The sequence below is a fragment of the Celeribacter persicus genome (assembly GCF_003050785.1).
Lineage (GTDB): Bacteria > Pseudomonadota > Alphaproteobacteria > Rhodobacterales > Rhodobacteraceae > Celeribacter > Celeribacter persicus.
In genome coordinates this window covers 407768-434535 of sequence record NZ_QAOH01000001.1, presented here as the reverse complement: position 1 = coordinate 434535, position 26768 = coordinate 407768, and the positions used below count along the sequence as shown (strand labels likewise).

General features: G+C 60.4%; 26 protein-coding genes and 1 tRNA gene. 22 read left to right on the top strand and 5 right to left on the bottom strand.

The window, feature by feature from the left end; genetic code table 11:
• Nucleotides 1–49: 49 nt before the first annotated feature.
• Nucleotides 50–1108 (bottom strand): AbrB family transcriptional regulator, encoded by a 1059-nt coding sequence (locus C8N42_RS02220; RefSeq protein WP_245889938.1) that lies wholly within the window; start codon nt 1106–1108, stop codon nt 50–52.
• A 247-nt stretch (nt 1109–1355) separates the two neighbouring features.
• Between C8N42_RS02220 and phnC the strand changes: the two genes are divergently transcribed.
• From phnC to C8N42_RS02195, 5 genes are all read left to right on the top strand, one after another.
• On the top strand, nt 1356–2180 hold the full coding sequence (gene phnC / locus C8N42_RS02215; RefSeq protein WP_107814893.1) for a phosphonate ABC transporter ATP-binding protein: 825 nt from the start codon (nt 1356–1358) through the stop codon (nt 2178–2180).
• 57 nt (nt 2181–2237) lie between these two features.
• On the top strand, nt 2238–3137 hold the full coding sequence (gene phnD, locus C8N42_RS02210) for a phosphonate ABC transporter substrate-binding protein (protein ID WP_107814892.1): 900 nt from the start codon (nt 2238–2240) through the stop codon (nt 3135–3137).
• 68 nt (nt 3138–3205) lie between these two features.
• Nucleotides 3206–4108 carry a phosphonate ABC transporter, permease protein PhnE gene (gene phnE / locus C8N42_RS02205; protein WP_107814891.1) on the top strand — a complete coding sequence of 301 codons (903 nt, stop codon included), beginning with the start codon at nt 3206–3208 and terminating at the stop codon, nt 4106–4108.
• The gene (gene phnE, locus C8N42_RS02200) at nt 4105–5427 is read left to right on the top strand and encodes a phosphonate ABC transporter, permease protein PhnE (RefSeq protein ID WP_107814890.1); all 1323 of its coding nucleotides are present in this window, start codon (nt 4105–4107) and stop codon (nt 5425–5427) included. Before phnE (C8N42_RS02205) ends, phnE (C8N42_RS02200) begins: the two co-directional genes overlap by 4 nt.
• A 98-nt stretch (nt 5428–5525) precedes the next feature.
• Nucleotides 5526–6140, top strand: coding sequence for an LbetaH domain-containing protein (locus tag C8N42_RS02195; protein ID WP_107814889.1), 615 nt, complete (start codon nt 5526–5528; stop codon nt 6138–6140).
• Between the two features lies 1 nt (nt 6141).
• Here C8N42_RS02195 and C8N42_RS02190 read toward each other — a convergent pair whose 3' ends face one another.
• Together C8N42_RS02190 and phnF are read right to left on the bottom strand one after the other, a co-directional pair.
• On the bottom strand, nt 6142–7320 hold the full coding sequence (locus C8N42_RS02190) for an alpha-D-ribose 1-methylphosphonate 5-triphosphate diphosphatase (RefSeq protein WP_107814888.1): 1179 nt from the start codon (nt 7318–7320) through the stop codon (nt 6142–6144).
• A 102-nt stretch (nt 7321–7422) separates the two neighbouring features.
• A complete protein-coding gene (gene phnF / locus C8N42_RS02185) occupies nt 7423–8133 on the bottom strand; it encodes a phosphonate metabolism transcriptional regulator PhnF (RefSeq protein ID WP_107814887.1) in 711 nt (236 codons plus the stop codon).
• A gap of 128 nt (nt 8134–8261) precedes the next feature.
• Between phnF and phnG the strand changes: the two genes are divergently transcribed.
• The 9 genes from phnG to phnN are packed head-to-tail and all read left to right on the top strand — an operon-like array spanning nt 8262 to nt 14583.
• Complete coding sequence (phnG, locus tag C8N42_RS02180; RefSeq protein ID WP_107814886.1) at nt 8262–8729, top strand: phosphonate C-P lyase system protein PhnG; 468 nt, start codon at nt 8262–8264, stop codon at nt 8727–8729.
• Between the two features lie 14 nt (nt 8730–8743).
• Nucleotides 8744–9337, top strand: coding sequence for a phosphonate C-P lyase system protein PhnH (gene phnH, locus C8N42_RS02175; RefSeq protein WP_107815060.1), 594 nt, complete (start codon nt 8744–8746; stop codon nt 9335–9337).
• Entirely contained in the window at nt 9337–10425 is a 1089-nt protein-coding gene (locus tag C8N42_RS02170; RefSeq protein WP_107814885.1) for a carbon-phosphorus lyase complex subunit, read from the top strand. Before phnH ends, C8N42_RS02170 begins: the two co-directional genes overlap by 1 nt.
• Entirely contained in the window at nt 10422–10739 is a 318-nt protein-coding gene (locus C8N42_RS02165) for a hypothetical protein (RefSeq protein WP_107814884.1), read from the top strand. Before C8N42_RS02170 ends, C8N42_RS02165 begins: the two co-directional genes overlap by 4 nt.
• Entirely contained in the window at nt 10732–11592 is an 861-nt protein-coding gene (locus C8N42_RS02160; RefSeq protein WP_107814883.1) for an alpha-D-ribose 1-methylphosphonate 5-phosphate C-P-lyase PhnJ, read from the top strand. The genes C8N42_RS02165 and C8N42_RS02160 overlap by 8 nt, the downstream gene beginning before the upstream one ends.
• A complete protein-coding gene (gene phnK, locus C8N42_RS02155; RefSeq protein WP_107814882.1) occupies nt 11589–12365 on the top strand; it encodes a phosphonate C-P lyase system protein PhnK in 777 nt (258 codons plus the stop codon). The genes C8N42_RS02160 and phnK overlap by 4 nt, the downstream gene beginning before the upstream one ends.
• Nucleotides 12366–12368: 3 nt before the next feature.
• Nucleotides 12369–13328 carry a CorA family divalent cation transporter gene (locus C8N42_RS02150; protein WP_107814881.1) on the top strand — a complete coding sequence of 320 codons (960 nt, stop codon included), beginning with the start codon at nt 12369–12371 and terminating at the stop codon, nt 13326–13328.
• Nucleotides 13329–13332: 4 nt separating this feature from the next.
• Entirely contained in the window at nt 13333–14037 is a 705-nt protein-coding gene (gene phnL / locus C8N42_RS02145; RefSeq protein WP_425430507.1) for a phosphonate C-P lyase system protein PhnL, read from the top strand.
• A 3-nt stretch (nt 14038–14040) separates the two neighbouring features.
• On the top strand, nt 14041–14583 hold the full coding sequence (gene phnN, locus C8N42_RS02140) for a phosphonate metabolism protein/1,5-bisphosphokinase (PRPP-forming) PhnN (RefSeq protein WP_107814880.1): 543 nt from the start codon (nt 14041–14043) through the stop codon (nt 14581–14583).
• On the opposite strand, the gene C8N42_RS02135 is transcribed toward phnN, so the two are convergent.
• Nucleotides 14565–15248, bottom strand: a complete 684-nt coding sequence (locus C8N42_RS02135; RefSeq protein ID WP_107814879.1) for a DUF1045 domain-containing protein — start codon at nt 15246–15248, stop codon at nt 14565–14567. The genes phnN and C8N42_RS02135 overlap by 19 nt on opposite strands.
• A gap of 79 nt (nt 15249–15327) precedes the next feature.
• Here C8N42_RS02135 and C8N42_RS02130 point away from each other — a divergent pair, with 79 nt between their 5' ends.
• From C8N42_RS02130 to C8N42_RS21815, 8 genes are all read left to right on the top strand, one after another.
• Complete coding sequence (locus C8N42_RS02130) at nt 15328–16470, top strand: alpha-D-ribose 1-methylphosphonate 5-triphosphate diphosphatase (protein ID WP_107814878.1); 1143 nt, start codon at nt 15328–15330, stop codon at nt 16468–16470.
• Between the two features lie 322 nt (nt 16471–16792).
• Entirely contained in the window at nt 16793–19240 is a 2448-nt protein-coding gene (nirB, locus tag C8N42_RS02125) for a nitrite reductase large subunit NirB (RefSeq protein ID WP_107814877.1), read from the top strand.
• Nucleotides 19237–19557 carry a nitrite reductase small subunit NirD gene (gene nirD / locus C8N42_RS02120; RefSeq protein WP_107814876.1) on the top strand — a complete coding sequence of 107 codons (321 nt, stop codon included), beginning with the start codon at nt 19237–19239 and terminating at the stop codon, nt 19555–19557. The genes nirB and nirD overlap by 4 nt, the downstream gene beginning before the upstream one ends.
• A gap of 50 nt (nt 19558–19607) precedes the next feature.
• The gene (locus C8N42_RS02115; protein WP_107814875.1) at nt 19608–20453 is read left to right on the top strand and encodes a formate/nitrite transporter family protein; all 846 of its coding nucleotides are present in this window, start codon (nt 19608–19610) and stop codon (nt 20451–20453) included.
• 190 nt (nt 20454–20643) lie between these two features.
• A complete protein-coding gene (locus C8N42_RS02110) occupies nt 20644–21660 on the top strand; it encodes an HlyD family secretion protein (RefSeq protein WP_107814874.1) in 1017 nt (338 codons plus the stop codon).
• Nucleotides 21661–21666: 6 nt separating this feature from the next.
• On the top strand, nt 21667–24384 hold the full coding sequence (gene rbbA, locus C8N42_RS02105) for a ribosome-associated ATPase/putative transporter RbbA (RefSeq protein ID WP_107814873.1): 2718 nt from the start codon (nt 21667–21669) through the stop codon (nt 24382–24384).
• 1 nt (nt 24385) lies between these two features.
• Nucleotides 24386–25504, top strand: a complete 1119-nt coding sequence (locus C8N42_RS02100; RefSeq protein ID WP_107814872.1) for an ABC transporter permease — start codon at nt 24386–24388, stop codon at nt 25502–25504.
• 531 nt (nt 25505–26035) lie between these two features.
• A complete protein-coding gene (locus C8N42_RS21815) occupies nt 26036–26404 on the top strand; it encodes a hypothetical protein (RefSeq protein ID WP_245889937.1) in 369 nt (122 codons plus the stop codon).
• 132 nt (nt 26405–26536) lie between these two features.
• On the opposite strand, the gene C8N42_RS02085 is transcribed toward C8N42_RS21815, so the two are convergent.
• Nucleotides 26537–26626: transfer RNA gene (locus C8N42_RS02085), tRNA-Ser, on the bottom strand.
• Between the last annotated feature and the right edge of the window lie 142 nt (nt 26627–26768).

The following is a 26768-nucleotide window of genomic DNA, read 5'->3' as shown; positions in this document are numbered from 1 at the left end:
TGTTGGTCTCACACCGATCATGGTGAGTCAAGCGCGGGGGCAGGCAGGGTCAGTACCCCAGACGCCCCGCGATGCGTGACAGGAGCGTTGGCGCAATCGCCACGAGGATCACGATCCTTACAAGATGGTGGAGCGAAATATAGGCCACTTCGGCATGCATCGCGAGGGCGACGAGCGACATTTCCGTGAGACCTCCGGGGGCATAGGCGAGCAGCACCTGCTCCGTGGTCTGGCCGAAGAGATGATGCAACCCCACCGCAAAACCAAGCGACAGCGCCATGGTGATCAGCGTGCCGCCAAAGGTCAGTGCCAGCGTGTTGAACACCAGCGCCGGTTTGGCACCACGAAAGCGACAGCCCATGGAAGTGCCAAGGATCACCTGTGCGGCAACCACCAGAAGGGCCGGGGGCGAGGAATGGGTCAGCCCGGTCATATGCACCGCTCCCGACAGCAGCATCGGTCCCAGAAGTTCGGGGGCGGGCAGGCGCAGCTTTCTGCCGCCCCATGCCCCGATCACGGCACAGGCCAGAAGGATCGCGGCACTGAGGAGGGTGATCGCGGGTCCGTCGCTTTTAAGCGTGATCCCCGTGACCTCATAGCCCAGAAAGACCCGGAAATAGAGCGCAATGATCGAGATTGTCACCACGATCCGCCCGGCATGGGCCAGAATGATCCGCTTTTCGTCGCCACCCAGAGCGCCGCCGATCACGGTCATCTCGTTGAGCCCGCCGGGCATGGCGGAGAAGAAGGCGGTGATCGGATCGAGGCGACCGACCTTGATATAGAAGGGCACGACAAGGGCTGCGGCCAGTGCAATATAGACGGAGAGCCCGGCAAGAGAGAGCCCCCAGCGGCTCAGGTTCTGAAACGTTTCCGTGTCGAAGCTCGACCCCAGCATGACGCCGATCACCGGGATGACGATGGGACGCAACTGGTTTGGGGCCTCCAGAGGCGCACCCAGCATCACGAAGACGAAAATCATCAGCATTGGCCCGAGCATCCATGGCAACGGCATATGCGCGAAATAGAAGCCGGAGCCTGCCGCCGCGCCGATCATCAGCGTGAGCAGGATGAGAAACAGGCGTTTCGGGGCGGGTAGATCGGGCAAAGGGGCTGGTCCTGAGAGGCGTTTTAGAGGCGTTTTGTCGCGCCACCATACAAGGCCTTTGGCATGGAGCAAGCCACAGGCCCTTGGGAATTGTGCACAGGCCTTGCGCGAGCGACGCGCGGGGACGGGAGAAAAGACACGTCCCTGTGCCTTATCCTGTGCCCTGTCACAAATCTTTTTCCTGTCCGTCACAGAAGGGATGCACTCCCTGTGCTTTATCGCCGCCAACGCAAAAGAGGGGGCAGATATGCTCGAAGTGAAGAGCCTGACAAAACGGTTCGGCACCAAAGCGGCCGTGGACAAGGTCAGCTTCCACATCGACCGTCCGATGATGATCGGTATCATCGGGCGCTCCGGGGCGGGGAAATCGACCTTCCTGCGTATGATGAACCGGCTGACCGATGCCTCCGAGGGCGAATTGCTGTTCGAGGGGCGCAATGTGCTTTCCCTCAAGGGCGCCGAGAAGCGTCAGTGGCAATCCGATTGCGCGATGATCTTTCAGCAATTCAACCTTGTGCCGCGTATGGATGTGGTTTCCAACGTGCTGCATGGCACGCTTGGTCGTCGCTCTACCCTTACGACCATGTTCAACCTCTATCCCGAAGAGGACATTCACAAGGCGATCGACATTCTCGGTCGCCTTGGCATTTCCGAGCATGCCGAGAAACGCGCCGAAGCGCTTTCGGGTGGTCAGCAACAGCGCGTCGCCATCGCCCGCGCCCTGATGCAGGATCCGAAAGTCATTTTGGCGGACGAACCCATCGCCTCGCTCGATCCCATGAACGCCCAGACCGTGATGGAGGCGCTGCGTCGCATCCATGACGAGGACGGACGCATGGTGATCGCGAACCTTCATACGCTCGACACCGCGCGGCGCTATTGCGACCGCATCATCGGCATGCGCGACGGGCGCGTGGTGTTCGACGGCACGCCCGCCCAGCTCACCACGGGCGTTGCCCGCGACATTTACGGGGCGGGGGCCGATTTTTCGGAGGCCGCCACCTCGACCGAAATCCGTGATCACGAGGCTGTCGAGGCGGTGGAACGCCGTCTCGCCAAGCTTACGGTCTGACCCTTTCATCGGCCCGTATTAACCAAACTCACGCGGGCGTATCAACTGGAGAGAATGATGAAAAAACTGCTTGCTGCCGTTCTTGCGACCACTGCCCTTGTCGGTGCCGCTCAGGCTCAGGACATTACCGAATTCCGCCTTGGCATCCTCGGTGGTGAAAACGCTCAGGACCGCGTTGCGTCCAACCAGTGTTTCGCCGACAAAATCGCCGAAGCGCTCGGTGTGGAAGTGAAGGTTTTCACCCCGGCTGATTACAATGGTGTGATGCAGGGCCTGCTGGGTGGCACCATTGACGCCGCTTGGATGGGCGCGTCCAGCTATGCTGGCACCTTCATCGCCGACCCGGAAGCGGTCGAACCGGTTCTGGTGAAACAGAATGTCGATGGTTCCATCGGTTATTATTCCATCGGCTTTGCCCGCAAGGACAGCGGTGTGACTTCGCTCGAAGATCTGAAGGGCAAGAAATTCGGTTTCGGTGACCCGAACTCCACCTCCGGTTATCTGATCCCCTCCATCGAGATCGCCGCTGCCGGTTACCCCATGCAGCCGGGCGATTTCTTTGGTGACGTCGTTTTCACCGGTGGCCACGAGCAGACCATTGTCGCCGTAAACAACGGTGACGTGGATGCGGGCGTGACCTGGGCCGACGGTCTCGGTGCATGGGAAGATGGCTATAACAACGGCGCTCTGCGCAAAGCCGTGGATGCGGGCCTTGTCGACATGAATGACATGGTGCAGATTTGGCAGTCCAACATCATCCCGGAAGGCCCTTTCGTGATCCGCAAAGCGCTGCCGCAGGACGTCAAGGACAAGGTCACTGAGCTGACCGCGAACCTCTGGGAAGAAGATGCCGATTGTGCCTACGGTGTGGCCCACGGTGAAGCGAAAGACTTCATCCCGGTCGATCACGAGACCTATGCGTCCATCGTTGCCGCACGTCTGGCGCAATCCAACTAAGCGCATGTGACATGAAACCCCGCGCCCTCTTTTGCGCGGGGTTTCTCTTTTGACCAAGGACCCCCGACATGGCCGATCTCACAGCTGTTTCCACGGGCGCTTCGCTGGATGCGACCCGCGCCCATTACATGGCGCTCACCCGTCAGCGTCGCCTCTATGGCGGCATCATGCTTTTGGTCTTTGTCCTTCTTCTGGCGAGTGGCTTTGGCATCGCCAATGACCGCAATGCCGGGGGCTTTCTGCCCGGTCTGCCGCATATTTTTGATTTCCCTGCCGATGTGGTGTCCGAAGCCTGGGCGAAACGCGCGAACTTGCCCGGTCATCTTCTGAAAGCTCTTCCGGCGCTCATCGAGACCATCAACATCGCCGCCGTTGCGACGATCACGGGAGCGTTCGGAGCGATCATCCTCTCGTTGCTCTCGACCAATGGTCTCGCCCCATGGCCGCGCCTGATCCCTGTGTTTCGTCGGATCATGGATTTGATGCGTGCCCTGCCTGAGATCGTGATCGCGCTCGTGCTGATTTTCGTTTTGGGCAGTGGGCCGGTGCCGGCGGCCATTGCCATTGCCTTTCATACCGTCGGCGCGCTGGGCAAGCTGTTTTCTGAGGTGAACGAAAATGCCGATCAGAAGCCGCTCGAAGGGCTCGCCTCCGTCGGCGCTACATGGCCGCAACGGATGATGCTGGGCCTCGTGCCGCAGGTTGCGCCGAACTGGTTCTCCTACGCGCTCTTGCGCTTCGAGATCAACATCCGTGCCTCCGCCATCCTCGGTTTCGTGGGCGCGGGTGGCATCGGCTATGAATTGAAAAACGCAATCTCCTGGGGACAGGGCAAGTTCGATGAGGCCGCCGCCGTGTTCATCCTGCTTTTTCTGACCATCGTTGTCTTCGATCAGATGTCCTCCGTGGTGCGCAACCGCCTGACCCATGGCTCGATGAAGTCGGACCCGTTGAAAGGAGCCGCGCAATGAGCCTTGCTGCCAACCCCTCCGTCGACATGCACGCCCGCGCCAAGGCGCTGATCGCCCGCAAACGCATGCTCGCCTTTGCCCTGCCGCTCATAGTTCTGGCCTATTTCGTCTACATCTTCTTCGCCTTCGATATTGCCGGGCTGGCGGGTCGGATGCGGTGGGACAATGCGGTGACGCTCGTGTCCGACACCTACAGCTACAAGACCCATGTCGAGCGCAACAACCGCACTGGCGAGATTAAGGTGGCGGTCGAGGGGGAGCGCAAGGGCACTTATAATGCGACCAACTATCCCGCCTGGGTCAAGGTGGGAGAGGATGCTGCCGTGATCACGCTTGACGATGACGGCACCATCGAGATCGCGGACGACATGGTGCGCTATGATGTGCCGGGGTTCGGTGTCATCGAAGCCACGCAAAGCCGAACCGGGGGCGTGACGATCAATCTCGATCCGGCCACACTACCCGACTGGATTTCCTATTCGAAAACTCGTCTTACGGTGACGACCAAAGCTGCGCGGCTGTCGCTGACCAAGGCTCGTAGCGAGGTCTTTGTCTACGAATTCGGTTGGGAGCTGTTCTGGTTCACGCTGGAAAGCCCGTATTACGGGCATGGCCTCTCAGGTATCCTTTTCGGGGAACGCATCGACCCGGAGCGGTCCAATCTCATGGGGGCGTGGCAGGATTTCTGGAACAACGCGATTTGGCGGCATGGCGATACCGTCTGGGCGCTATTCGAGACGGTTCTCATGGCTTTCCTCGGAACTTTCGGGGCGGCGATCATCGCCCTGCCGCTCGCCTTCCTCGCCGCCCGCAATTTCGCGCCCCTTGTGGCGATCCGCATGGCTGCGCGGCGTCTCTTCGACTTCCTGCGGGGCGTTGACGGGCTGATCTGGACCATCCTTCTGTCGCGCGCTTTCGGTCCCGGTCCCCTGACCGGTGCGCTGGCGATCCTGTTCACGGATACCGGCTCTTTCGGGAAACTCTTCTCCGAGGCGCTGGAAAACGTCGACGAGAAACAGATCGAAGGGGTGGCCTCTACCGGGGCGAAGCCTTTGCAGCGCTACCGCTTCGGTGTGATCCCGCAGATCGTGCCGGTACTCCTGTCGCAAGTGCTCTATTTCCTCGAATCCAACACCCGCTCCGCCACGATCATCGGCGCGATCACCGGGGGCGGCATCGGGCTTTTGCTGACGCAGGCGATGATCACCCAGAAGGATTGGGAAGAGGTGTCCTATTACATCGTCCTCGTGGTGCTTCTGGTGATGGCAATGGACAGCTTTTCCGGCTGGTTGCGGCGCAGGCTGATCAAGGGCGACTGAGTATTTGCGGCACAAAGGAAACAGGATTTGTATCCGGGTTTCCTTTGTGCTCGAAATACTCCTGCCGGAGGCAATCCGGGATTTCAAACAGGTGACACATGCCGAAACTGAGTGCGACCGAACCTTTCCTGCATGAGGAGGCGGAGGTTCAGAATTCCACCTTCGGGTCCTATTGCGAGGTCGGAAAGGGCGCGCGGGTGCTCAACTCCGAGATGGGTGATTATTCCTATTGCGAACAATATTCCGATATCGCCAACACGACGATTGGCAAGTTTTCGAACATTGCCGCCTTTACCCGCATCGGTCCGACGGATCATCCCTATCGTAATGCTTCGCTGCATCACTTTCTCTATCGCTCGTCCTACTATTGGGACGATGCCGAAGACGATGCCGCGTTTTTCGAAGCACGCGCCGCGCGGCGCACGGTGATCGGTCATGATACATGGATCGGCCACGGGGTGATCATCAAGCCCGAGGTGACAATTGGCGATGGGGCCATCGTGGCCTCTGGCGCGGTCGTGACCAAGGATGTGCCGCCCTATACGATTGTGGCCGGTGTGCCCTCCGTCCCGATGCGGCCACGCTACCCCGACGGGATTGCCGAGCGGATGCAGGCACTGGCGTGGTGGGATTGGGATCATGCTCGGTTGCGTGCGGCGCTTGTGGATTTTCGAGCGCTGGAGGCCGAAGCCTTCCTCGAAAAATACGAGTGATTTACTCTGCCGCGAGTCGCATCGGAGCGCCACTGGCCGCGAGCCGTTGTCCGGCGCGCCCCGCCAGATAGGCGATGCGCCCGCCGGAGACGGTGACTTCGATCTCTCGCGTCTCGGCATTGATTACCACGAAATCCGCGCGTTTGCCGGGCGTCAGTGTGCCCCGATCGCTCAGTTGCATTATCCGGGCGGGGTTGGTCGAGATCATCGCCCAGGCTTGCGCCAGATCCTTCACGCCTTTGTCGACAAGCGTCCATGCTGCGGCGGCAAGTGTTGGGTAATGATAATCGGACACCAGCGCATCGCAGAGCCCGCGCTCGATCAGTTTTTGCGCCGAGATATTGCCGGCCTGCGAGCCGCCTCGCGCCACGTTCGGCGCGCCCATGAGGACCGGATCGCCCATCGCTTTGGCGGCCGCGGCGGCTTTCTCGGAGATCGGGAATTCCGCGATATGCGCGCCCAGAGCCCGAAATTCCTCGCGGGTTTCCGCGTCCGGGTCGTCATGGCTGCCGTAGATCACACCGAGCGTATCGAACGCCTCGGCCAAAGCACAGAGGTGACGCGGCACCTCGTTCTTGCGATCCTTCGCCTCGCGCAGAACCTTGATGAACTGCTCCGGCGTGCGCCCACCGCGTTTCGCCCATGCGGCGAATTCCAGCGGTTCCTTCTTGGCGATCTCGATGGCCTCTGGCAGGTGATTGTTGAACACCACATAATCCACGCCAAACCGCCGGATCGCCGCCAGAAGCCGCTCGCGGCTGTCGATCATATGGGTTTCGCAGCGGATTTGCAGCCGGATGTCGATGGGGGTATGGGCTTCGAACGCCTGCATTTCGGCCAGCAGTTCTTCGGCATAATCGGGGCCGCGCAGCCCACCTTCCCAAGACCAACACTGCGCGAACCATGCCGTCGTCACCCCATGGGCGGCGGCATCGCGGGCGGCGGAGGCGAGGCCCGCGCGGATCGGGAAGGGGGCGCGTGGACGTGGCGCGATATGGCGCTCGAACGCGTCGCCATGCAGATCGACGATGCCGGGCAGGATCAGATAGCCGCTCAGGTCGATTTCGGGAAAGGTCTCATCGGAAATAAGTCCCTCGGCAATCGAGAAAGGTATGTTCCGGAACGTCCCGTCGATCAGGACGGAGGCGCCGGAAAAGCTCAGCGGAGGAAGCACGGACATCGGAATTACCTGCGATACGAAAAGCGGTGTTTTGCCATTTCAGGTTGAAATACCTGTGTTTTGTATCGCGCAGATGACGTTTCGGCCCGTCCGGGATGACACTCAGTCTGGCGTGACAGTGAGCGTGACGCGGTCCCCCGCAAACCAAGTGATGCCGCGCTCGATAGGCCTGCCGTCCGGCGTGATGTTGAGGCTGACGGTGCGCAGCAGGGGATCGCCCTCACGCAATCCCAGATGCAGCGCCTGCGTCGCCGTCGCGCGTTCGGCGCTGACGCGTGTTTCCGCGCGCAGATAATCCTCGACGCCGATGGAGGTGAGTGCGGATGTGACAGAGCTGATTTCCTCCAGGGCTGCTGCCAGTCCGGGCAGGCGCGCAGCGGGAAAGATGGAGATGAAATGCGCGACAGGGGCGTCGCCGGACAACGAGAGACCCTCGTAGACTAGAACCTCCTCGCCGGGTGTGAGAGTGAGGGCCGCGGCTTCTTTCTCGTCGCAGGCACGGGTCTCGATGCGCAGCACTTTCTTCTGCGGCAAACGTCCCGTGGCGCGGATGTTTTGGTGAAAGCGCACACGTTTGCCGATGGGATAATCCACCGGCGCGCTCTGGACGAACACGCCTGCGCCGCGTCGCGACCGCGTGATGCCGCGCTCGGTGAGATCGGACAGCGCATGACGCACCGTATGGCGGTTGACGCCGAAACGTGCCGAAAGCTCGGCCTCCGTCGGAAGTTTGTCGCCGGAGCGATAATGCCCCTTGGCGATCTCCTCGGAGAGGGTTTCGGCGATGGATTTCCAGACCGGTGTGCGGGACATGAGCGTTTCGTCACCAAAGTTTCACGATTTTACCCTTGCCGAACAGCAACGGATCGGCCATGATTTGTCTAGTTGTATAGGAGTTTAGACAACTCCGCAAGCTGTCTAGATCAAGAAAGGTGGCGGCGATGGGCAAAGCTGAGGCGGCACTCTCCCCCGAACAAGAGGCGCGCAGGGCATGGATGGGGCTTTTGGCCAAATCCGATGCCGCACATCTGGCTGAGTGCCTTGGTGCGGTGCCGGCCCTTCCGTCCTTCGACTGGCTGCGTCGTCCCGAAGTGGGCGGTGTCATGGTGCGAGGGCGCATGGGCGGGACGGGCGCGCCGTTCAATCTCGGCGAGATGACGGTCGCGCGCTGTTCGCTGCGCCTTGAGACGGGTGAAGTCGGGCACGGTTATGTGCAGGGGCGCGACAAGCAGCAGGCAGAGCAGGCCGCGCTGGTCGATGCGCTGATGCAGGGGCCACGCGCCGATGAGTTGCGTGACGCGGTTCTGGTGCCGTTGGAAGAGGCTCAGGTTGCGCTGCGCACCGCCCGCGCCGCGAAAGCCGCAGCGACGAAAGTCGATTTCTTCACCATGGTGAGAGGGGAAGACTGATGCCGGAAAGACAGATGAGTGAACAAAGCCTGATCGGCGCTTTCGAGGCCCCGCCGCAAGATGCCGCCCGCGCGTTTCGGGCGGCTCTGGAAGCGCTTGCGCGCCCCGGCTCGATCCACGAGATCAAGGGTGGCAAAGCGCCTGCACCGGTCTCCGAGGCGGCGGCAAGTCTGCTGCTGACGCTCTGCGATCCGGAAACGCCACTCTGTCTGATGGGGGCGCATGACACACCTGCAATCCGCGACTGGATCGCTTTTCAAATCGGTGCGCCCATCGTCGGGCCGGCCAAGGCGATGTTCGCGCTTGGCACTTGGGCGGCGTTGCAGCCGGTGACGGCTTTCCCGATTGGCACGGCAGAATATCCCGACCGCTCGACGACGCTGATCGTTGAGATGGAGCGGCTCAGTCAGGACGGAATGCGACTCACGGGGCCGGGGATCGAAACCACAGCGAGCCTGACCTTGCCCGCGTTGGAACCGTTTCAGATGAACGCCGCGCTTTTTCCGCTGGGGCTTGATTTCTATTTTACCTCGGGCACGCAGATTGCTGGCTTGCCGCGTTCGACAACAGTGTCGCCCGAAACGGGCGCAGAGATGGAGGCCGACTGATGTATGTTGCTGTCAAAGGCGGAGAACGCGCCATCGACAATGCCCATGCCTGGCTGGCCGAAGAACGCAGGGGCGACACATCGGTCGCGGAGCTTACCGTGGCACAAATTCGCGAACAGTTGGCGCTGGCGGTCAATCGGGTGATGACCGAAGGGTCCTTGTACGATCCCGATCTGGCGGCTTTGGCGATCAAGCAAGCGCGTGGCGATCTGATCGAGGCGATTTTCCTGATGCGGGCGTATCGCACGACCCTGCCGCGCATCGGCCATTCGCATCCGGTCGAGACCGACAAGATGGCTTGTGACCGGCGTGTGTCCGCGACGTTCAAGGACGTGCCGGGCGGGCAGGTTTTGGGGCCGACTTTCGATTACACGCACCGTTTGCTGGACTTCAAACTCATGGCGGAGGGCGAGGTGCCGGAAGCCGCCGAGGCCGATCCGCGTATCGAACCGACCCCGCATGTGACCTCCTTCCTCAACAAAGAAGGCCTGATCCAGACCGAGGTGGAGGGCGACGAGACACCGCCGGATTTGACCCGCGAACCTCTGGAGTTACCGGCCAACCGGGCGCTACGTTTGCAGGCGCTGACGCGGGGTGATGAAGGTTTCATCCTCTCCATGGCCTACTCGACGCAACGTGGTTACGGCAACAGCCATGCCTTTGTGGGCGAGTTGCGCATCGGCAAGGTGGCGGTCGAGATGGACATTCCCGAGCTGGGTTTTGCCATCGAGGTCGGCGAGGTCGAACTGACCGAATGCGAGACGGTGAACAAATTCGCGGGCTCGAAAGTGGAGCCACCACAGTTCACGCGGGGCTATGGGCTGACCTTCGGGCAGACCGAGCGCAAGGCGATTTCCATGGCTTTGGTGGATCGTTCGCTGCGCAGCAAGGAATTGGGCGTCGAGGTCTCGAACTCCCCCGCACATGACGAGGAATTCGTCCTGTATCATTGTGACAACATTCAGGCGACCGGTTTCCTAGAACATATCAAATTGCCACACTATGTGGATTTTCAGTCCGAGATGGAACTGGTTCGCAAAATGCGCGCGGAAATCGCGGCGGAAAGTGTGCAGGAGGCGGCAGAATGATTTCAGTCCAAACCGCCTCCACCATCAAACCCATCAAAGCCTGTACTGCTGTGGCTGCCGGAATCTCCGGACATCGAGTTATGGGACTTGGGTATGTGGCTGGCATTATGAAAGATCAGCCCGATGATGCCAAAGACCAACCCCGTCAACAGTACGAAAAGGTTCGGATGCGCGTAAATTTGCTCGCACATGAACTGACTGAGAATTTTAGTGTCCTGACAGACAAGTGGGTCTGGAAGGTCGTTCATAAAATACACCGTAAACAGAACTACATGCAGTGCGCGGCTTCGCGTTTGGGGGGCGCCTATGTCTGACTATAACTTCGCCTATCTCGACGAGCAAACCAAACGGATGATCCGCCGCGCGATCCTCAAAGGCATTGCCGTGCCGGGCTATCAGGTCCCGTTTGCCTCGCGCGAAATGCCGATGCCTTATGGCTGGGGGACTGGCGGGGTTCAGGTCTCGGCGGCCTGTCTCATGCCGGAGGATGTGCTCAAGGTGATCGACCAAGGTGCGGATGATACGACCAATGCCGTCTCGATCCGCAAGTTTTTCGAGAAGACGGCAGATATTGCCGTGACCGAGAAAACGCGCGAGGCGACGGTCATTCAGACCCGCCACCGCATCCCCGAGGAGCCGCTGACCGAAGGGCAAATACTCGTCTATCAGGTGCCCATTCCCGAACCGCTGCGTTTTCTGGAACCACGCGAAACCGAGACGCGCAAGATGCACGCGCTCGAAGAATACGGGCTGATGCATGTGAAGCTTTACGAGGACATCGCGAAACACGGCCATATCGCCACGTCTTACGCCTATCCGGTCAAGGTCGAGGGGCGCTATGTCATGGACCCGTCGCCGATTCCGAAATTCGACAATCCAAAGATGGAAATGGCGGCGATCCAACTCTTTGGCGCAGGGCGCGAGCAACGGATTTACGCCGTGCCGCCCTATACCAAGGTCGTGAGTCTCGATTTCGAAGATCACCCGTTCGAGGCCTCGAAGGCCAACCATCCCTGCGATCTGTGCGGGGCGGAGCACACCTATCTCGATGAGGTGATCATCGACGACGAGGGCGGGCGGATGTTCGTCTGTTCCGACACCGATTATTGCGCCGAGCGGCAGGCCATGGGCCATCGCGGGCGACTATCTCCAGAGGCCGCAGAATGACCACTCAACCGCTTCTTTCCGTTAAAGACATCCGCAAAACCTACGGCGGGCGGATCGGCTGCACCGATGTGAGTTTCGATCTCTACCCCGGTGAGGTGATGGGCATCGTGGGCGAATCCGGTTCCGGAAAATCGACACTGTTGAATTGCATGGCGGGGCATTTGCCGCCCGACAGTGGGCAGGTTCTCTTCGACACACGCGATCGTGGCATGGTCGACACTCTCACCATGTCCGAACCCGAACGCCGGATGCTGTCGCGCACGGATTGGGCCTTTGTCCACCAACATGCCCGCGACGGGCTGCGCATGGGCGTTTCGGCAGGTGGCAACGTGGGCGAGCGTTTGATGGCGGTTGGCGCGCGGCATTACGGCAATATCCGCAGTCAGGCGATTGACTGGCTGGGCAGGGTCGAGATCAACGAGGATCGGGTGGATGACAAACCCTCGGCCTTCTCGGGCGGGATGCAGCAACGCCTGCAAATTGCGCGGAACCTCGTGACCGGGCCGCGGCTTGTCTTCATGGACGAACCGACGGGCGGGCTGGACGTGTCGGTGCAGGCGCGGCTTCTGGACCTGTTGCGCGGGTTGGTGCGGGAAATGGGATTGTCGGCGATCATCGTCACCCATGACCTTGCCGTGGTGCGGCTTTTGGCGGATCGTCTGATGGTGATGAAATCAGGCCACGTCGTCGAACATGGCCTTACCGATCAGGTGCTCGATGATCCGCAACATGCCTATACCCAGCTTCTTGTCTCCTCTGTTTTGCAGGTCTGAGACATGATTTTCGCCTATCGGCCCACTGAGACAGGTCTTGAGAGATTGCCCGTGGACGGCGACCTTTCCGAGGCGTTGTGGATTGATTTGCTCAGCCCGCAACCCGCGCAGGTCGAAGCGGTCGAGGCGCTTGGCATTTCCGTGCCGACGCTCGCGGATATGCAGGAGATTGAGGTCTCGAACCGGCTTTATCGCGATGGCGACACCGAGGTGTTGACCACCGTCTTGCCGGGGCTCGACCGCAACAAAGAGCCGTCCTTCGGTCCCGTTGCTTTCCTGATCACGCCGGAGCGGCTGTTCTCCGTGCGTTATCACACGCCGCGCCCGTTCGAGACTTTTGCCGCGCATGCGGCGCAGTCGAGCGCGGGCTATGCCGGGCGCCGCAGGGTGTTTCTGAGCCTGATCGAAGAGATCATTGCTCGCATCGCCGACCTGTTGGAGGGCGTGGGCGTGGCGCTCGATCAGCAGTCGCATATCGCCTTTCGCGACCCGGAACCGCGCGGCGACGAGTTGGCCGATGCTTTGCGCGCGCTGGGAAAGCAAAGCGAGCAGGTGGCGAAATACCGTCATGCGCTTCTGACCGTCGAACGTGCTTTGTCGAGCTTCGGGCTCGGTCTGGTCGATGACAAGGACAAGGACAAGGTGCTGAACGGCATCCTAAAGGCGCAGGTCAAAGATTGTCAGGCGCTCACGGTGCATGGCGATTTCCTCTCGGGCCGGATCGCGCAGCTTACCGATGTGACGCTGGGTCTCATCAATCTCGAACAAAGCGACACCAGCCGCGTCCTGTCGGTCGTGGCGGTGTTGTTCCTGCCGCCCACGTTGGTGGCGTCGGTTTATGGTATGAACTTTCCCTTCATCCCCGGCCTCGACCGGCCGCATGGTTATCTGATCGCCACCGCACTGATGCTCGGATCGGCGCTTGGCACTTATCTTCTCTCGAAATGGAAAAACTGGCTGTAATCCCATGACCCAAACGCTGCCCCCTGTGATCCGTATTGAAGACGTTTCGAAATCCTTCACCCTGCACAATCAGGGCAGCGCAGTGATCCCCGTCATGCAGGGGGCGACGTTTGATGTCATGCCCGGCGAATGTGTGGCGCTCACCGGCAATTCCGGTGCCGGGAAATCGACGCTGATGCGGATGATTTATGGCAATTACCTCTCAGAGTCGGGGCATATCTGGGTCGGGGATACAGATGTCGCCAATGCGGAGCCGCGCGAGATCATCGCGCTGCGTCGCGCCACTTTGGGCTATGTCTCGCAATTCCTGCGCGTTGTGCCGCGTGTGCCGACGATCGAGGTGGTGGCGGAGCCTCTCCTGACCGTTGGCGTCGATAGGGAGACGGCCTTCGCCAAGGCGCGCGATCTTTTGTCCCGGCTGAATATCCCCGAAACGCTCTGGGGCCTGTCGCCGACAACGTTTTCGGGCGGGGAGCAACAACGTGTGAACATCGCACGCGGTTTTGCGCATGAGTATCCGGCGATGCTTTTGGATGAACCCACGGCCTCCTTGGACGCCACCAACCGCGAAACCGTCCTTTCTCTCATTGAGGAAGCCAAGGCGCGCGGGGCGGCGATCATCGGCATCTTCCACGATGCGCTCGCGCGGGAGCGAGTGGCGGATCGGGAGATTGACGTTTCCGCCTTCACCCCTGCAAAGGCGGCCTGAGCGATGGTCGGGCGGCTTTACGCCGTGGTCGGGCCCTCGGGGGTGGGCAAGGACACGCTGATCGCGGCGGCGCTGGAGCGGCGTCGGGACCTCGCCGTGGCAAAACGCGTGATCACCCGCCCGACCGAGGCGGGGGGCGAGGATTTCGAAGGTGTCACGGTCGAGGAATTCGACCGGCGTCTGGAGGCCGGGGAATTCGCGCTTCATTGGGAGGCGCATGGGCTGAAATACGGTGTGCCGACTTCCATCGACCGGGCGCTGAACGAAGGGCGCGACGTGTTGTTCAACGGCTCGCGCGCGATCCTGCCGGAGGCTTATGCGCTCTATCCCAATATGGGCGTGCTTCTGATCACGGCTTCGCCGGAGGTTTTGGTCACACGGCTCGCGGCGCGCGGGCGCGAGAGCCGGGCGGAGATTGAAAAACGTCTGGCGCGTGCGGGTTATGACATTGCACCGGGGCTGCCGGTGCGGCGGATCAACAATGACGGGGCGTTGGAGGAGGCGGTAGACGCCTTCCTCGCCGCGCTTCAGCCGGAAAGCGTGTAACGGTGCAAAAGATGAAACCGCCCGTCCTCCGCCTCGCCGAACAGGCACAGGTCCTCAATGCGGAAGGGCCGTGGCAGGAGCGGCGCGAGCACCGGGGCGAGGGCGGCTTTGACTGTTTCGGCATCCTCGACCGAAAGCTTGCCGGTCAGCGTGAGGTGGAATTTGAATTCCTCCATCACATAGGGGTAACCCCACTGGGTCAGAAGCGCGTTCTGCCGTTCCGAAAGCCCAGCCGAACGACGCCGTGCCAGTTCGGTCTCCGGGGGCTGCGCGCGATGCGGATCGAGCGTGGCGACGATCTCTCCGGCGAGAAACTCCAAGGGCGTCAGATCGCCCACGGGCGTGAGCGCCAGAAAACCACCGATCCGGCTGAGTGCCAGCCCCTCCATCTCGACGGGCTTATGCATGGCGGCAAACGCCGCGAGATCGGCCATAAGCTCTTCGCGCGCACCGGTCAGGCGAAACGGCGGTTTCAGCGTGCCATGAAATCCGTATTTTCGGGGCGCTTCAGTAATCTGTGCGACCGGCGCGGGCAGGCCCTCGATTACCGGATGCGGCAATTCGATGCCTTCGAATGCATCCCAGCCCAGCCAATGGGCGCAAAATTCGGCGAATGGCCCCGGCGCGGGAGCGTAATAGACCGCGTATCTTTTGAATTCATCCATGGCGTTGGTCCTATCCGCTCCCTGTCACATCCGTGTGACATTGATCGGGCAGGGATGCGCCTCTGACAAGGACGATGTGATGACCGACTTTACTTTGACCAATGCCAGGATCGTTTTGCCGACCGAGGTGATCCAAGGCAGCCTGCGGATCGAGAATGGCAGGATCGCCGATGTAAGCACGGGCGGCACGGCCATTCCGGGTGCGATTGATGCGGGTGGGGATATGGTGATCCCCGGCCTCATTGAGTTGCACACCGACAATCTTGAACGCCATATCGAGCCGCGCCCCAAGGTCGACTGGCCGCATCAGGCGGCGATCCTCGCTCATGATGCGGAACTGGCCTCGGTGGGCATCACCACCGTGTTCGACGCGATGCGGGTGGGGTCCATTCATACGCGCGGTGATGCGGGCTATGGCAAATACGCACGCAACCTGTCGCGGGAGGTGATGCACCTGCGCGATCTCGGGGCCTTGAAGATCAGCCACTTCCTGCACCTTCGTGCGGAGATCTGTTCCGAGACGCTCGAAGCCGAAATGGCGGAATTCGGGTCGGAGGATCGCGTGGGTCTTGTGTCGCTCATGGATCACACGCCGGGGCAACGTCAGTTTCGCGACATCGAGAAGCTGCGTGATTACGTGCAGAAAAAGCGCGGCATGTCGAATGCGGAGTTCGACGATCATGTGAACCATCTCTATGAGCTGCGCGACACCTATGCGGTGCGGCATGAAGCGGTGGCTGTGGCCGAGGCCAGGCGTTACGGCGCGGTTCTGGCCTCGCACGACGACACCACGGCGGAGCATGTCGAGGTGTCGCGTCAGCATGGTGTGCGTGTCGCGGAATTCCCGACCACGGTGGAGGCGGCGCAGGCCTGTAAACTTCACGGTATCGCTGCGATGATGGGGGCGCCGAACCTGATCCGTGGCGGTTCGCATTCCGGCAATGTGGCCGCGCATGAGTTGGCGGAGCGTGGGCTTCTGGACATCGTGTCCTCGGACTATGTGCCTTCTGCGCTGATGTCCTCTGCAATGCTGCTGGCCGATCTCTGGGACGATCTGCCGCGCGCCATCGCGACGGTGACGGCCAATCCGGCGGAGGCGGTGGGGCTCAACGATCGCGGGCGGATTGTACCGGGGCTGCACGCCGATCTGGTGCGCATTGCGCGAATCGAGGGCATGCCGGTGATTCGCGGTGTCTGGTCGCATGGGCGTCAGGTCGGCTGAGATTACTCCGGGCGAGGTTTGGGAAAGGCGGGGCGTTTTCACCCTGCCTTTTTTGTGATGAACCCCTGTCTGGTTGCGTAGAAATTAAGCAAACATTTCTGCGGCTGCGAAGAAAACCGGGCCGCTTTGCATGAAACCATCTTGTTACAGGGGGGCAATGTCCTAGAAGCTCTATCCCAACGAGCCAAGTGCTCGCATGTCGCAAGGGCGCGATATGACCGACATAGCCCCCTCGCGGGGGCCGCAGCAACGGCGCTGCATTCTCACCCAAAGACCCTTGAGTTCGTCAGGAACGAACCGCGTTCTGAGAGGAAGTGCCGTTATGACCAAGCAAAAACTCGTCATCGTTGGAAATGGGATGGCCCCGGGCCGGATGCTTGAGCATCTGTTCGAGGCGACCGACCAATATGAAGTGACCATCTTCAACGCCGAGCCGCGTGTGAACTATGACCGCATCATGCTGTCGCCGGTTCTGTCGGGCGAGAAATCCTATGCCGATATCATCATCCATGGCGAAGGCTGGTATGCCGAGCATGGCATCACCCTGCATCAGGGCGACAAGATCACCGAAATCCGCCGTCACGAGCGCAAGGTGATTTCAGAGAAGGGCATCGTGGCGCCCTATGACAAGCTGGTCATCGCCACCGGGTCGAACCCGTTCATCATCCCGGTGCCGGGCTCGGACCTGCCGGGCGTTCTGGCCTATCGCGATCTCGATGACACGGACGGTATGATCAAAGCCGCCGAGAAGGGGGGGCGTGCCGTGGTGATCGGTGGCGGGCTTTTGGGGCTTGAGGCCGCAGCAGGGCTCAAGCTGCGTGGTATGGAGGTGACTGTTATTCACCTGATGCCGACGCTGATGGAGCGTCAACTCGACACGGCGGCAGGCTATCTTTTGCAGAAAGAGTTGGAGAACCGCGGCATCGAAGTGCTCTGCGAGGCCAACACCAAACAAATCCTCGGCACGGATAGGGTCGAGGGGGTGGAACTTGCCGACGGGCGTGTGATTGACGCCTCCCTCGTGGTCATGGCCGTCGGCATCCGTCCCAACGTTGCGCTGGCGAAAGAGGCCGGTCTTGACGTCAACCGGGGCATCGTCACCGATGCGACGATGAAGACCTCCGATCCGAATATCTATTCCGTCGGCGAATGTGTGGAAGTAGGCGGCATGGTTTATGGCCTCGTTGCGCCGCTCTACCGGATGGCGAAAGTGGCCGCCGAGCATCTTGCCGCTCCCTCGGACGCGACCTTTGCCCACGCCGAGACGCCGACGAAGCTCAAGGTCACCGGCTGCGATCTCTACTCGGTCGGTGATTTTGCCGAAGGTGAGGGGCGTGAGGACATCGTGCTGCGCGACGCGATGCGCGGCACTTACAAACGCGTCATTCTCAAGGACAACAAGGTAATCGGCGCGGTGCTTTACGGCGATGTCGCGGACGGGGCCTGGTACAACCAGTTGCTGACTTCTGGCGAAGACGTGTCTGAGATGCGCGAGACGCTGATTTTCGGACAGGCCTATCAGGGCGGCGGCGCGGTCGACCCTCTGGCCGCTGTGGCGGCGCTGCCGGATGATGCGGAAATTTGCGGCTGTAACGGCATCACCAAGGGCATGATCGTCGCCGCGATCAAGGATAAGGGGCTGACCTCGCTCGCTGATGTGCGTGCGCACACCAAGGCCTCCGCCTCTTGCGGCACCTGTACGGGGCTGGTCGAGGGCGTCATGGGCGTGACCTTGGGCGACGATTTCAAAATCCCCGAAGCGCAGGGCATGTGCGGCTGCACCACCCATGGCCATGGCTTCGTGCGCCGGATGATCAAAGCCAAAGAGCTAAAGAGCATCCCCGCCGTCATGCAGGAGCTGGAATGGTCCACGCCCGAAGGCTGTGCCAAATGCCGTCCGGCGCTGAACTACTATCTCGTGGCCGACTGGCCGGGTGAATACAAGGATGACCAGCAGTCGCGTTTCATTAACGAACGTGTCCACGCCAACATCCAGAAAGACGGCACCTATTCCGTCGTGCCGCGGATGTTCGGGGGGATCACCACGCCCGATGAACTGCGTGCCATCGCGGATGTGGCGGACAAATACGACATTCCGACCGTAAAGGTTACGGGCGGTCAGCGCATCGACCTTCTGGGCGTCAGGAAAGAAGACCTGATCCCGGTCTGGAAGGACCTGAACGACGCGGGCATGGTGTCCGGCGCGGCCTATGCGAAGGGCTTGCGGACGGTGAAAACCTGTGTCGGCACGGATTGGTGCCGGTTCGGGACACAGGACAGCACCGGTCTTGGCATCAAGCTCGAAAAGGCGCTTTGGGGGTCCTGGTCTCCGGCCAAACTCAAGCTCGCCGTGACTGGGTGTCCGCGCAATTGCGCCGAGGCGACCTGCAAGGACATCGGCGTGATCTGTGTCGATAGCGGTTATGAGATCGTCTATGGCGGAGCTGCGGGGCTGCATATTCAGGGCACTTCGCCCTTGGGCAAGGTCGCGACAGAGGAAGAGGTCATGGAGGTGGTTTGTGCGCTGACGCAATACTATCGCGAGACGGGCTTCTACCTTGAACGGATTTACAAATGGGCGGACCGGATCGGTTACGATCATATCCGCGAAGTGATCTACGACAATGTCGAGGCGCGCAAAGAGTATGCCGAACGCTTCGCCTTCTCGCAGATATTCGCGCAAATCGACCCTTGGGCCGAACGTGTCGCAGGCACAGACGCGCATGAGTTCAAACCTATGGCGACCCTCAATCTGGAGGCAGCAGAATGAACATGCAGACAAAAACCTGGGTCGAGGTCGGCACCCTTAGCGACATTCCGCGGCAAGGTGCGCGTTGTGTGAAGAACGGCGAGATGACCATCGCCATCTTCCGCACCATGGACGATCGCCTTTTCGCCCTCGAAGACAAATGCCCGCACAAGAACGGGCCACTGAGCAATGGCATCGTGCACGACGGTTGTGTCACATGCCCGCTCCACAACTGGGTCATTTCCCTCGAAACCGGCGCCGCGCAAGGTGCCGATGAGGGGATGACCACGACCTATCCGGTCAAACTGGACGGCGGGACCGTGCTTCTCGGTCTCTGAAGGCACAACGGAATACCAAAGACGACAACTCCAACAGGGACTGTAAAACAATGGCTTATGTTCAACCTGCCGAGTTTGCTGCCAAGATGGTGGATGCCGGCGAATCCAAAATTCTCATGTCCACGAAGGACACTCTGATCCGCGCCTATATGGCGGGCGCGATCCTTGCGCTTGCGGCTGCTTTCGCCGTGACCATCACCGTCAACACCGGTGAGCCGCTGGTCGGCGCGCTGCTTTTTCCGGTCGGCTTCTGTCTCCTCTATCTTCTGGGTTTCGATCTTCTGACCGGCGTGTTCACGCTTGCCCCGCTCGCGCTGATCGCAAAGCGTCCGGGCATGACCTGGGGCGGGGTGCTGCGCAACTGGGGCCTCGTGTTCATCGGCAATTTCGCGGGGGCGATGACCACCGCGGTTTTCATGGCGATCATCTTCACCATGGGCTTTTCGCAGGAACCCAATGCCATCGGTCAGAAAATCGGCCACATTGGCGAGGCGCGCACATTGGGCTATGCCGCCGCGGGTGGCGCTGGGCTTCTGACCGTCTTCATCCGTGCCGTGATGTGCAACTGGATGGTTTCCACCGGTGTGGTCGCCGCGATGATGTCCAACTCCGTTTCCGGCAAGATCATGGCGATGTGGATGCCGATCCTGGTGTTCTTCTACATGGGCTTCGAACATTCCATCGTGAACATGTTCCTCTTTCCTTCGGGCATCATGCTAGGTGGTCAGTTCACTTGGGCAGATTATTTCATCTACAACGAGATTCCTGTGGTTCTGGGCAACCTTGTAGGGGGGCTGACTTTTGTCGGTGCGATGATCTACTCGACCCATTACAAGACCTCCCCCAAACGCTCTGTCGCCAATAGCGCTGCGCCAATGGGTGCCCCGGCCGAGTGATCCTTGGGACAGATGCGCTTATGAGCCTCGCCTTCGGGCGGGGCTTCTACGTTTCAGAACGGTTTTCCTACGTTGTGACGCTCACGAAATGACGATCATGTCATTTCTGATTTCTGTTACGAAAATTGCATGGTAATCAGACGCGTACTCGCTACAGTTGTGGCACCTCCAGTTTCGAGAAAGTCCTCCCATGCCTTTCATGCTTCGTCTTCGTCCTCTGTTTCTACCGCTTCTGCTGTCGACCTTCGCGGCGACCTCTCCCGTCATGGCGCAAAGCCGGTTCGACACGCTGCTTGAAAAATTCGGCAAATCGAACGGTGAGGAGGGCATCTATAGTTCCAATGGTCGGATCGAGGCCCAGACCGTCGATGTGGCAACGAAATACGCGGGCCGGATCGAAAGCGTAACGGCGGAAGAGGGTGATCTTCTGGCGGCGGGCGATGTGATCGCACAGCTGGGCACGGCGGATGCCAAAGCCCAGCTCAACGCCGCCAAGGCCGCCGTGCTGCGTGCCAATGCCGGGTTGACTGTGGCGCAGGCGACGCTGATGCAGGCCGAGAGCGCGCTTTCCGTGGCGCAGACGACTTATGACCGGGTGGTGAAGCTGCATGACAGCGGCACCGCGCCGCAAAGCTCGCTCGACGATGCGACCAATGCGCTCAACAGTGCCAAGGCCACGGTCGAAATGGCCAAGGCGCAGATCGAGGACGCCAAGGCCTCCATCGCCGCCGCCGAGGCCGATCAGGAGCAGGTGCAGCTTGCACTCGACGACCTGACTATCAAAGCGCCGATCCGGGGCCGGGTGCTTTACCGGTTGCACGAGCCGGGTGAAGTGATCGACGCGGGCTATCCGGTGGTCACCATGCTCGATCTGAGCAATGTCTACATGAACATCTACCTGCCCGCGACGGTGATCGGCACGCTTGCGGTGGGTGATGAGGCACGGCTGATCCTAGATCCGATTTCCGAATACGTGGTGCCCGCGACGATCACCTTCATCTCGCCGCAATCGCAATTCACGCCGAAGAATGTTGAGACTCAGGAACAGCGCGAAGAACTTGTGTTCCGGGTGAAGTTGTCGGTGCCGCGCGCGCTTCTGGCGAAATACGAGAGCCTGATCAAGAGCGGGGTGCGGGGCATCGGCTTCGTGCGCACCCGGCCCGATGTGGACTGGCCGGAGCATCTCACCGTCAACGTGCCGGAGTAATCCGTCATGGAGTATGTGGCACGCCTGAACGCCGTGTCGCATCGTTACAAGGCGGTCTTTGCGCTCGACGATGTGACGCTCGATATCCCTGCGGGAAAGGTGGTCGGTTTGATCGGTCCGGACGGGGTGGGGAAATCCACGCTTCTGGGGCTGATCGCGGGTGTGCGCCGGGGGCAGGCAGGCGAGATCACCGTCCTTGATCGGGACATGCGCGACGCCCGAGCCCGCAGTGCTCTGGGCGCGCGGATCGCCTACATGCCGCAAGGGCTGGGGCGCAACCTCTATCCCTCTTTGAGCGTGCGCGAGAACCTCGATTTCTTCGGGCGTTTATTCGGTCAAAAGCATGCCGAGCGTCGTGAGCGCATTGCCATGCTGACCGAGGCCACCGGGCTGGCGCCCTTTCTCGACCGCCCGGCGGGCAAGCTGTCGGGCGGGATGAAACAGAAACTCGGGCTTTGTGCGGCGCTGATCCATGACCCGGACTTGCTGATCCTCGACGAGCCGACGACCGGGGTGGATCCGCTGTCGCGGCGGCAGTTCTGGGAACTCATCGACCGGATTCGCGCCAAGCTTACCGGCATGAGCGTGTTGGTGGCGACCGCCTATATGGAGGAGGCGGAACGCTTCGACTGGCTGGCCGCGATGAACGACGGCAAGGTGATCGCCAAGGGCAGTCCGGAAGAGATTCGTGCGGCGGCGAACAAGGCCACGCTGGAAGAAGCGTTCATCGAGATGCTGCCGAAAGAGGAGGGCGAAGAGGTCGGTGTGACCCTGCGCCCCCGGTCCGAGAAGGATGGGGCGATACCCGCAATCGAGGCCTTCGATCTGGTAAAACGCTTCGGCGATTTCACGGCCGTCGATCACGTCAGCTTCACCATCCCCGAAGGTGAGATTTTCGGGTTTCTCGGTTCCAACGGCTGCGGCAAATCGACGACGATGAAGATGCTCACCGGCCTGTTGCAACCCAGCGAGGGACGTTCGAAACTCTTCGGCGAGGAGTTGGAAAACGGCGACATGGCCGCGCGGCAAAACATCGGGTATATGTCGCAGGCCTTCTCGCTCTATGCCGAGCTGACGGTGCGCCAGAACCTTGATCTGCACGCGAAACTCTACCACATACCGCCTGAGCGCCGGGCCACACGGGTGCAGGAGGTTCTGGACGAATTCGATTTGACCGAGGTTGCGAAGGCCATGCCCGACGGGCTGCCTTTGGGCATCCGGCAGAGGTTGCAGCTTGCGGTGGCGACCATTCACGAGCCGCGCATTCTCATTCTCGACGAGCCGACATCCGGGGTGGACCCGTTGGCGCGGGATGCATTCTGGCGCAAGTTGATTTCGCTCTCGCGGGACAAGGGCGTGACGATTTTCATTTCCACCCATTTCATGAACGAGGCAGAGCGTTGCGATCGGATTTCGCTCATGCATGCGGGCCGTGTGCTCGATGTCGGAGCGCCGCAAGAGCTGACCGAGCGGCGTGGGGCGCAGACGCTGGAACAGGCTTTTATCGCGGCCCTTGAGGGCGAGGCGGAGGCCGATGACGCCCCCTCCGAAACCGCCGATCTGACCACCGATGTTGCGATTGAACCTCCCGGAGCGCTGCACCGGGCCGCGACACGGCTCTGGGCCTATACGGCGCGTGAGACGCTGGAACTGATGCGCGATCCGATCCGATTGTTCTTTGCGTTGGCCGGCCCGATCATCCTGTTGATCACCATGGGCTTCGGGATTTCTTTCGACGTCGACAAGTTGAGTTTTGCGGTCAACGACATGGATCACACGCCGGAAAGTCGCCGTTTGATCGAGGCCTTTACCGCCATTCCGCAATTCGACCAGCAGGAGGATTTCACGTCGCTCGATGCGCTGGACCGACGGATGGAACGGGGGGATATGACGCTGGCGATGGAGATCCCCGACGGTTTCGGCAAGGCGCTCCATCAGGGGCAGGAGGTGCCGGAAATTTCGCTCTGGATCGACGGTTCCATGCCGTTTCGTGGCGAAACCGCCGAAGGATATGCGCTGGGACTTTTGACGCAATTCGCCTCCGATCTCGCCACCGAGACCGGGACGGAAAGCTCCGACAGCCTATCGATTTCGACCCGCTATCTCTACAATCAGGCTTTCAAGAGCGCTCATGCCATGGTGCCTTCGATGCTCATGTTGATCCTGATGCTGATCCCGGCAATCATGTCGACGATCTCCGTGGTGCGCGAAAAGGAAACGGGCACGATTGCCAATTTCCGCGCGACCCCGGTGCGCAAGGTGGAGTTTCTGGTTGGCAAGCAACTGCCTTATATCGTCATCGCCTGGTTCAATTTCTGGGTGCTCGCGGGGCTGGGGCTTTGGGTTTTCGGCGTGCCTTTGTATGGCAGCTTGCCTGCGCTTGGGCTCGCGGCCCTGTTTTATGTCATCGCAACCACGGGTTTCGGCCAACTGATGTCGAGCTTCACCCGCACGCAGGTCTCGGCGGTCTTCGCCACGGCGGTGCTCTCCATCATCCCGACAGTGAACTTCTCAGGCCTCGTCACGCCGGTCTCGACGCTGGCACCGATGGGCCGGATGCTCGGTCTGTCTTTTCCCGGCGCATGGTTTCAACCGATCTCCATCGGTACGTTTCTCAAGGGATTTGGCCTCGGCGACGTGGCGCAGAACATTCTCGTGATCGCCGGCTTCGGCCTGATCTATCTCACCCTTGCTGTACTTGCCCTGCGCAAGCAGGAGGCCTGACATGTTGAAAAGCCTCTCCAATATCCTCCGCCTGACGTTCAAGGAATTGCGGGCGATCCGCGGCGATCTGGTGATGGTGGCGCTGATCCTCTATGTCTTCAGCGCGGCAGTCTGGCTGGTGTCTGATGCGGGCTCGACGGAGGTCAAGGATCTCTCGGTCGCCGTGGTGGACGAAGACCACAGCCCGCTGTCCGCCCGGATCATCGACGAAATTCGAGCGCCCCTGTTCGAAACCCCGGTGCTTTTGAGCCCGGAGGCGGCGGCGCAGGCGCAGACCGATGGCGAATATGTTCTGGTGGTGTCCCTGCCGCCCCATCTTGAACGCGATCTGCGGCGTGGCGATGAAGCCGAGATCCAGATCCTCGCCGATGCCACCGCCGTCGCTTTCGCAGGCAATGGCTCATCCTTCATGACCCAGCTTCTGGCCGAAACCGTATCGGATTATCTCGCGCCGGGCGTGGAGAGCGACGATCTTGTGAACGTGGTGTTCCGCAGCCGGTTCAACCCGAACATGACGACGCGTTGGTTCACCTCCGTGATGCAGTTGATGAACAACGTGACGATGCTGATGCTGATCCTGTCGGGGGCTTCCCTGATCCGCGAACGGGAGCGCGGCACGATCGAGCACGTACTGGTGATGCCGGTGCGTCCGCATGAGATCGTCCTGTCGAAAATCTTTGCGACCGGCGGGGTGATCCTGATGGCCTCGGTGCTCAGCCTCGTGATCGTGGTGCAGGGTGCCATGGGCGTGCCGATCGCGGGCTCGCTCACGCTTTATGTACTGGGGGCTGCAATCTATGTGATCTCGATGGGATCCATCGGGCTGATGCTGGCAAGCTTCACCCATAACATGGGGCAGTTCGGGCTTTTGACCATTCCGGTGATCGTGATCATGATCCTGCTGTCCGGCGGCATCACGCCACTCGAATCTATGCCCGGTTGGCTCCAGATCGTCATGCGCACGATCAGCCCCGCGCCGCATTTCGTGTCCTTCGCGCAATCCGTTCTGTACCGGGGCGCAGGGCTCGACCTTGTTCTCGGGCAACTCGCGGCCATGGTCGCCATGTCGCTGATCGCTTTGACGCTGGTGCTGGCACGGTTCCGCAAGATATTGAGCTAATCTCGCAGGACGTGACCAAGGCGTCGCTCAGGGCGCTTTGAGGTAGCAACACCCGACGGACCGGCCAACCAGTAACGGCCTCAGTTTCATGAGGTGACCGTATCCGTCTCCGGTATTGATCAGGCGCTCAAGCGGCTGGGATACACGTACAAAAAAAGAGCGTCCTTCGGACTGCGGATGAGCGCAAGCGCGCAAAGGTGAGACGCGCAAGGACCGATTGGTTCGCTCATCGCGATGCCTGAACGTGTTGTCTTTCTTGACGAAACCGCTGTCAAAACGAGCCTGACACGCCTCCGGGGGCGATCCCTGCACGGGATGAAAGCGTTTCGCATTAATCTGAATCACAGATTTAGTATGAAGCGCTCACAACGTTTATATGTTGCACTGCGTTTTTCTTTCTCCCTGCCTCAGATAAAAAGAAAACGCTTGAGACTAACGGCATCTGCGCCGTTTGGGTCATGGCAAACCCGGACCTTGATCGCGGGGCTGGCACCCTCCGATCTGATCGCACCCTAGGTCATCAAAGAGGCGATGGGCGGTCCCGCCTTTGTCGCCTACATCCGCGATGTACTGATCCCCGAGATCGAACCCGGCACGGCCGTGATCCTCGACAACCTCGCCACCCATCGTAACAAGGAGGCCGAAGCGATCCTGCGCGAACACGGTTGCCGGGTCGTTTTTCGGGGAAACCGTCCACTGGACGCTTTCCTTTTCCCTCAAACTCCTGCCACCCTACAGCCCGGACCTGAATCCGATCGAGATGGCGTTCTCGAAACTCAAGGCCCACCTGAGGCGTATTGGAGCGCGATCATTCACAGGTCTGTTCGAAGCCCTCAGCGAAATCTGCGATCTCTAGACCCCGCAAGAATGCTGGAACTATTTTTGCAAGGCCGGATATAATTCTACATAAACTGGAAACGCTTTATTTTTCCTGTAAATTCAAGTCTCTATTGGCCAACACCCCGTCCAAGTTGCGGAAGCCACGCCACAATGCGCGAGGCATATAGTAATTAATGTCAATGATTTAGATGATGGCGGAGACGAAGGGATTCGAACCCTCGAGACGGTTTCCCGCCTACTCCCTTAGCAGGGGAGCGCCTTCGACCACTCGGCCACGTCTCCGTCGACCCGTGTAATGGCGGAAAGGCGCGGAAACAAGGTGAAAATCTATTGTACCAACAAATTTCTGACAGTGACACACAACGTGCGATTTTAGCATAAATCGGTAGGTTTCAACTGAGTTGTGGTGCGAGAAATCGGCATT

Excerpts from the sequence above, each read along its gene's own strand:
- C8N42_RS02170 (WP_107814885.1), top strand. The coding sequence starts at position 9,337 with ATGTATGTTGCTGTCAAAGGCGGAGAACGCGCCATCGACAATGCCCAT.
- C8N42_RS02195 (WP_107814889.1), top strand. The coding sequence starts at position 5,526 with ATGCCGAAACTGAGTGCGACCGAACCTTTCCTGCATGAGGAGGCGGAG.
- phnF (WP_107814887.1), bottom strand. The coding sequence starts at position 8,133 with ATGTCCCGCACACCGGTCTGGAAATCCATCGCCGAAACCCTCTCCGAG.
- phnE (WP_107814891.1), top strand. The coding sequence starts at position 3,206 with ATGGCCGATCTCACAGCTGTTTCCACGGGCGCTTCGCTGGATGCGACC.
- phnC (WP_107814893.1), top strand. The coding sequence starts at position 1,356 with ATGCTCGAAGTGAAGAGCCTGACAAAACGGTTCGGCACCAAAGCGGCC.
- phnD (WP_107814892.1), top strand. The coding sequence starts at position 2,238 with ATGAAAAAACTGCTTGCTGCCGTTCTTGCGACCACTGCCCTTGTCGGT.
- phnN (WP_107814880.1), top strand. The coding sequence starts at position 14,041 with ATGGTCGGGCGGCTTTACGCCGTGGTCGGGCCCTCGGGGGTGGGCAAG.
- nirB (WP_107814877.1), top strand. The coding sequence starts at position 16,793 with ATGACCAAGCAAAAACTCGTCATCGTTGGAAATGGGATGGCCCCGGGC.
- C8N42_RS02135 (WP_107814879.1), bottom strand. The coding sequence starts at position 15,248 with ATGGATGAATTCAAAAGATACGCGGTCTATTACGCTCCCGCGCCGGGG.
- C8N42_RS02110 (WP_107814874.1), top strand. The coding sequence starts at position 20,644 with ATGCCTTTCATGCTTCGTCTTCGTCCTCTGTTTCTACCGCTTCTGCTG.
- C8N42_RS02150 (WP_107814881.1), top strand. The coding sequence starts at position 12,369 with ATGATTTTCGCCTATCGGCCCACTGAGACAGGTCTTGAGAGATTGCCC.
- C8N42_RS02130 (WP_107814878.1), top strand. The coding sequence starts at position 15,328 with ATGACCGACTTTACTTTGACCAATGCCAGGATCGTTTTGCCGACCGAG.
- C8N42_RS02115 (WP_107814875.1), top strand. The coding sequence starts at position 19,608 with ATGGCTTATGTTCAACCTGCCGAGTTTGCTGCCAAGATGGTGGATGCC.
- phnL (WP_425430507.1), top strand. The coding sequence starts at position 13,333 with ATGACCCAAACGCTGCCCCCTGTGATCCGTATTGAAGACGTTTCGAAA.
- phnH (WP_107815060.1), top strand. The coding sequence starts at position 8,744 with ATGAGTGAACAAAGCCTGATCGGCGCTTTCGAGGCCCCGCCGCAAGAT.
- C8N42_RS21815 (WP_245889937.1), top strand. The coding sequence starts at position 26,036 with ATGGGCGGTCCCGCCTTTGTCGCCTACATCCGCGATGTACTGATCCCC.
- C8N42_RS02160 (WP_107814883.1), top strand. The coding sequence starts at position 10,732 with ATGTCTGACTATAACTTCGCCTATCTCGACGAGCAAACCAAACGGATG.
- C8N42_RS02100 (WP_107814872.1), top strand. The coding sequence starts at position 24,386 with ATGTTGAAAAGCCTCTCCAATATCCTCCGCCTGACGTTCAAGGAATTG.
- C8N42_RS02165 (WP_107814884.1), top strand. The coding sequence starts at position 10,422 with ATGATTTCAGTCCAAACCGCCTCCACCATCAAACCCATCAAAGCCTGT.
- C8N42_RS02190 (WP_107814888.1), bottom strand. The coding sequence starts at position 7,320 with ATGTCCGTGCTTCCTCCGCTGAGCTTTTCCGGCGCCTCCGTCCTGATC.
- rbbA (WP_107814873.1), top strand. The coding sequence starts at position 21,667 with ATGGAGTATGTGGCACGCCTGAACGCCGTGTCGCATCGTTACAAGGCG.
- phnG (WP_107814886.1), top strand. The coding sequence starts at position 8,262 with ATGGGCAAAGCTGAGGCGGCACTCTCCCCCGAACAAGAGGCGCGCAGG.
- phnK (WP_107814882.1), top strand. The coding sequence starts at position 11,589 with ATGACCACTCAACCGCTTCTTTCCGTTAAAGACATCCGCAAAACCTAC.
- nirD (WP_107814876.1), top strand. The coding sequence starts at position 19,237 with ATGAACATGCAGACAAAAACCTGGGTCGAGGTCGGCACCCTTAGCGAC.
- phnE (WP_107814890.1), top strand. The coding sequence starts at position 4,105 with ATGAGCCTTGCTGCCAACCCCTCCGTCGACATGCACGCCCGCGCCAAG.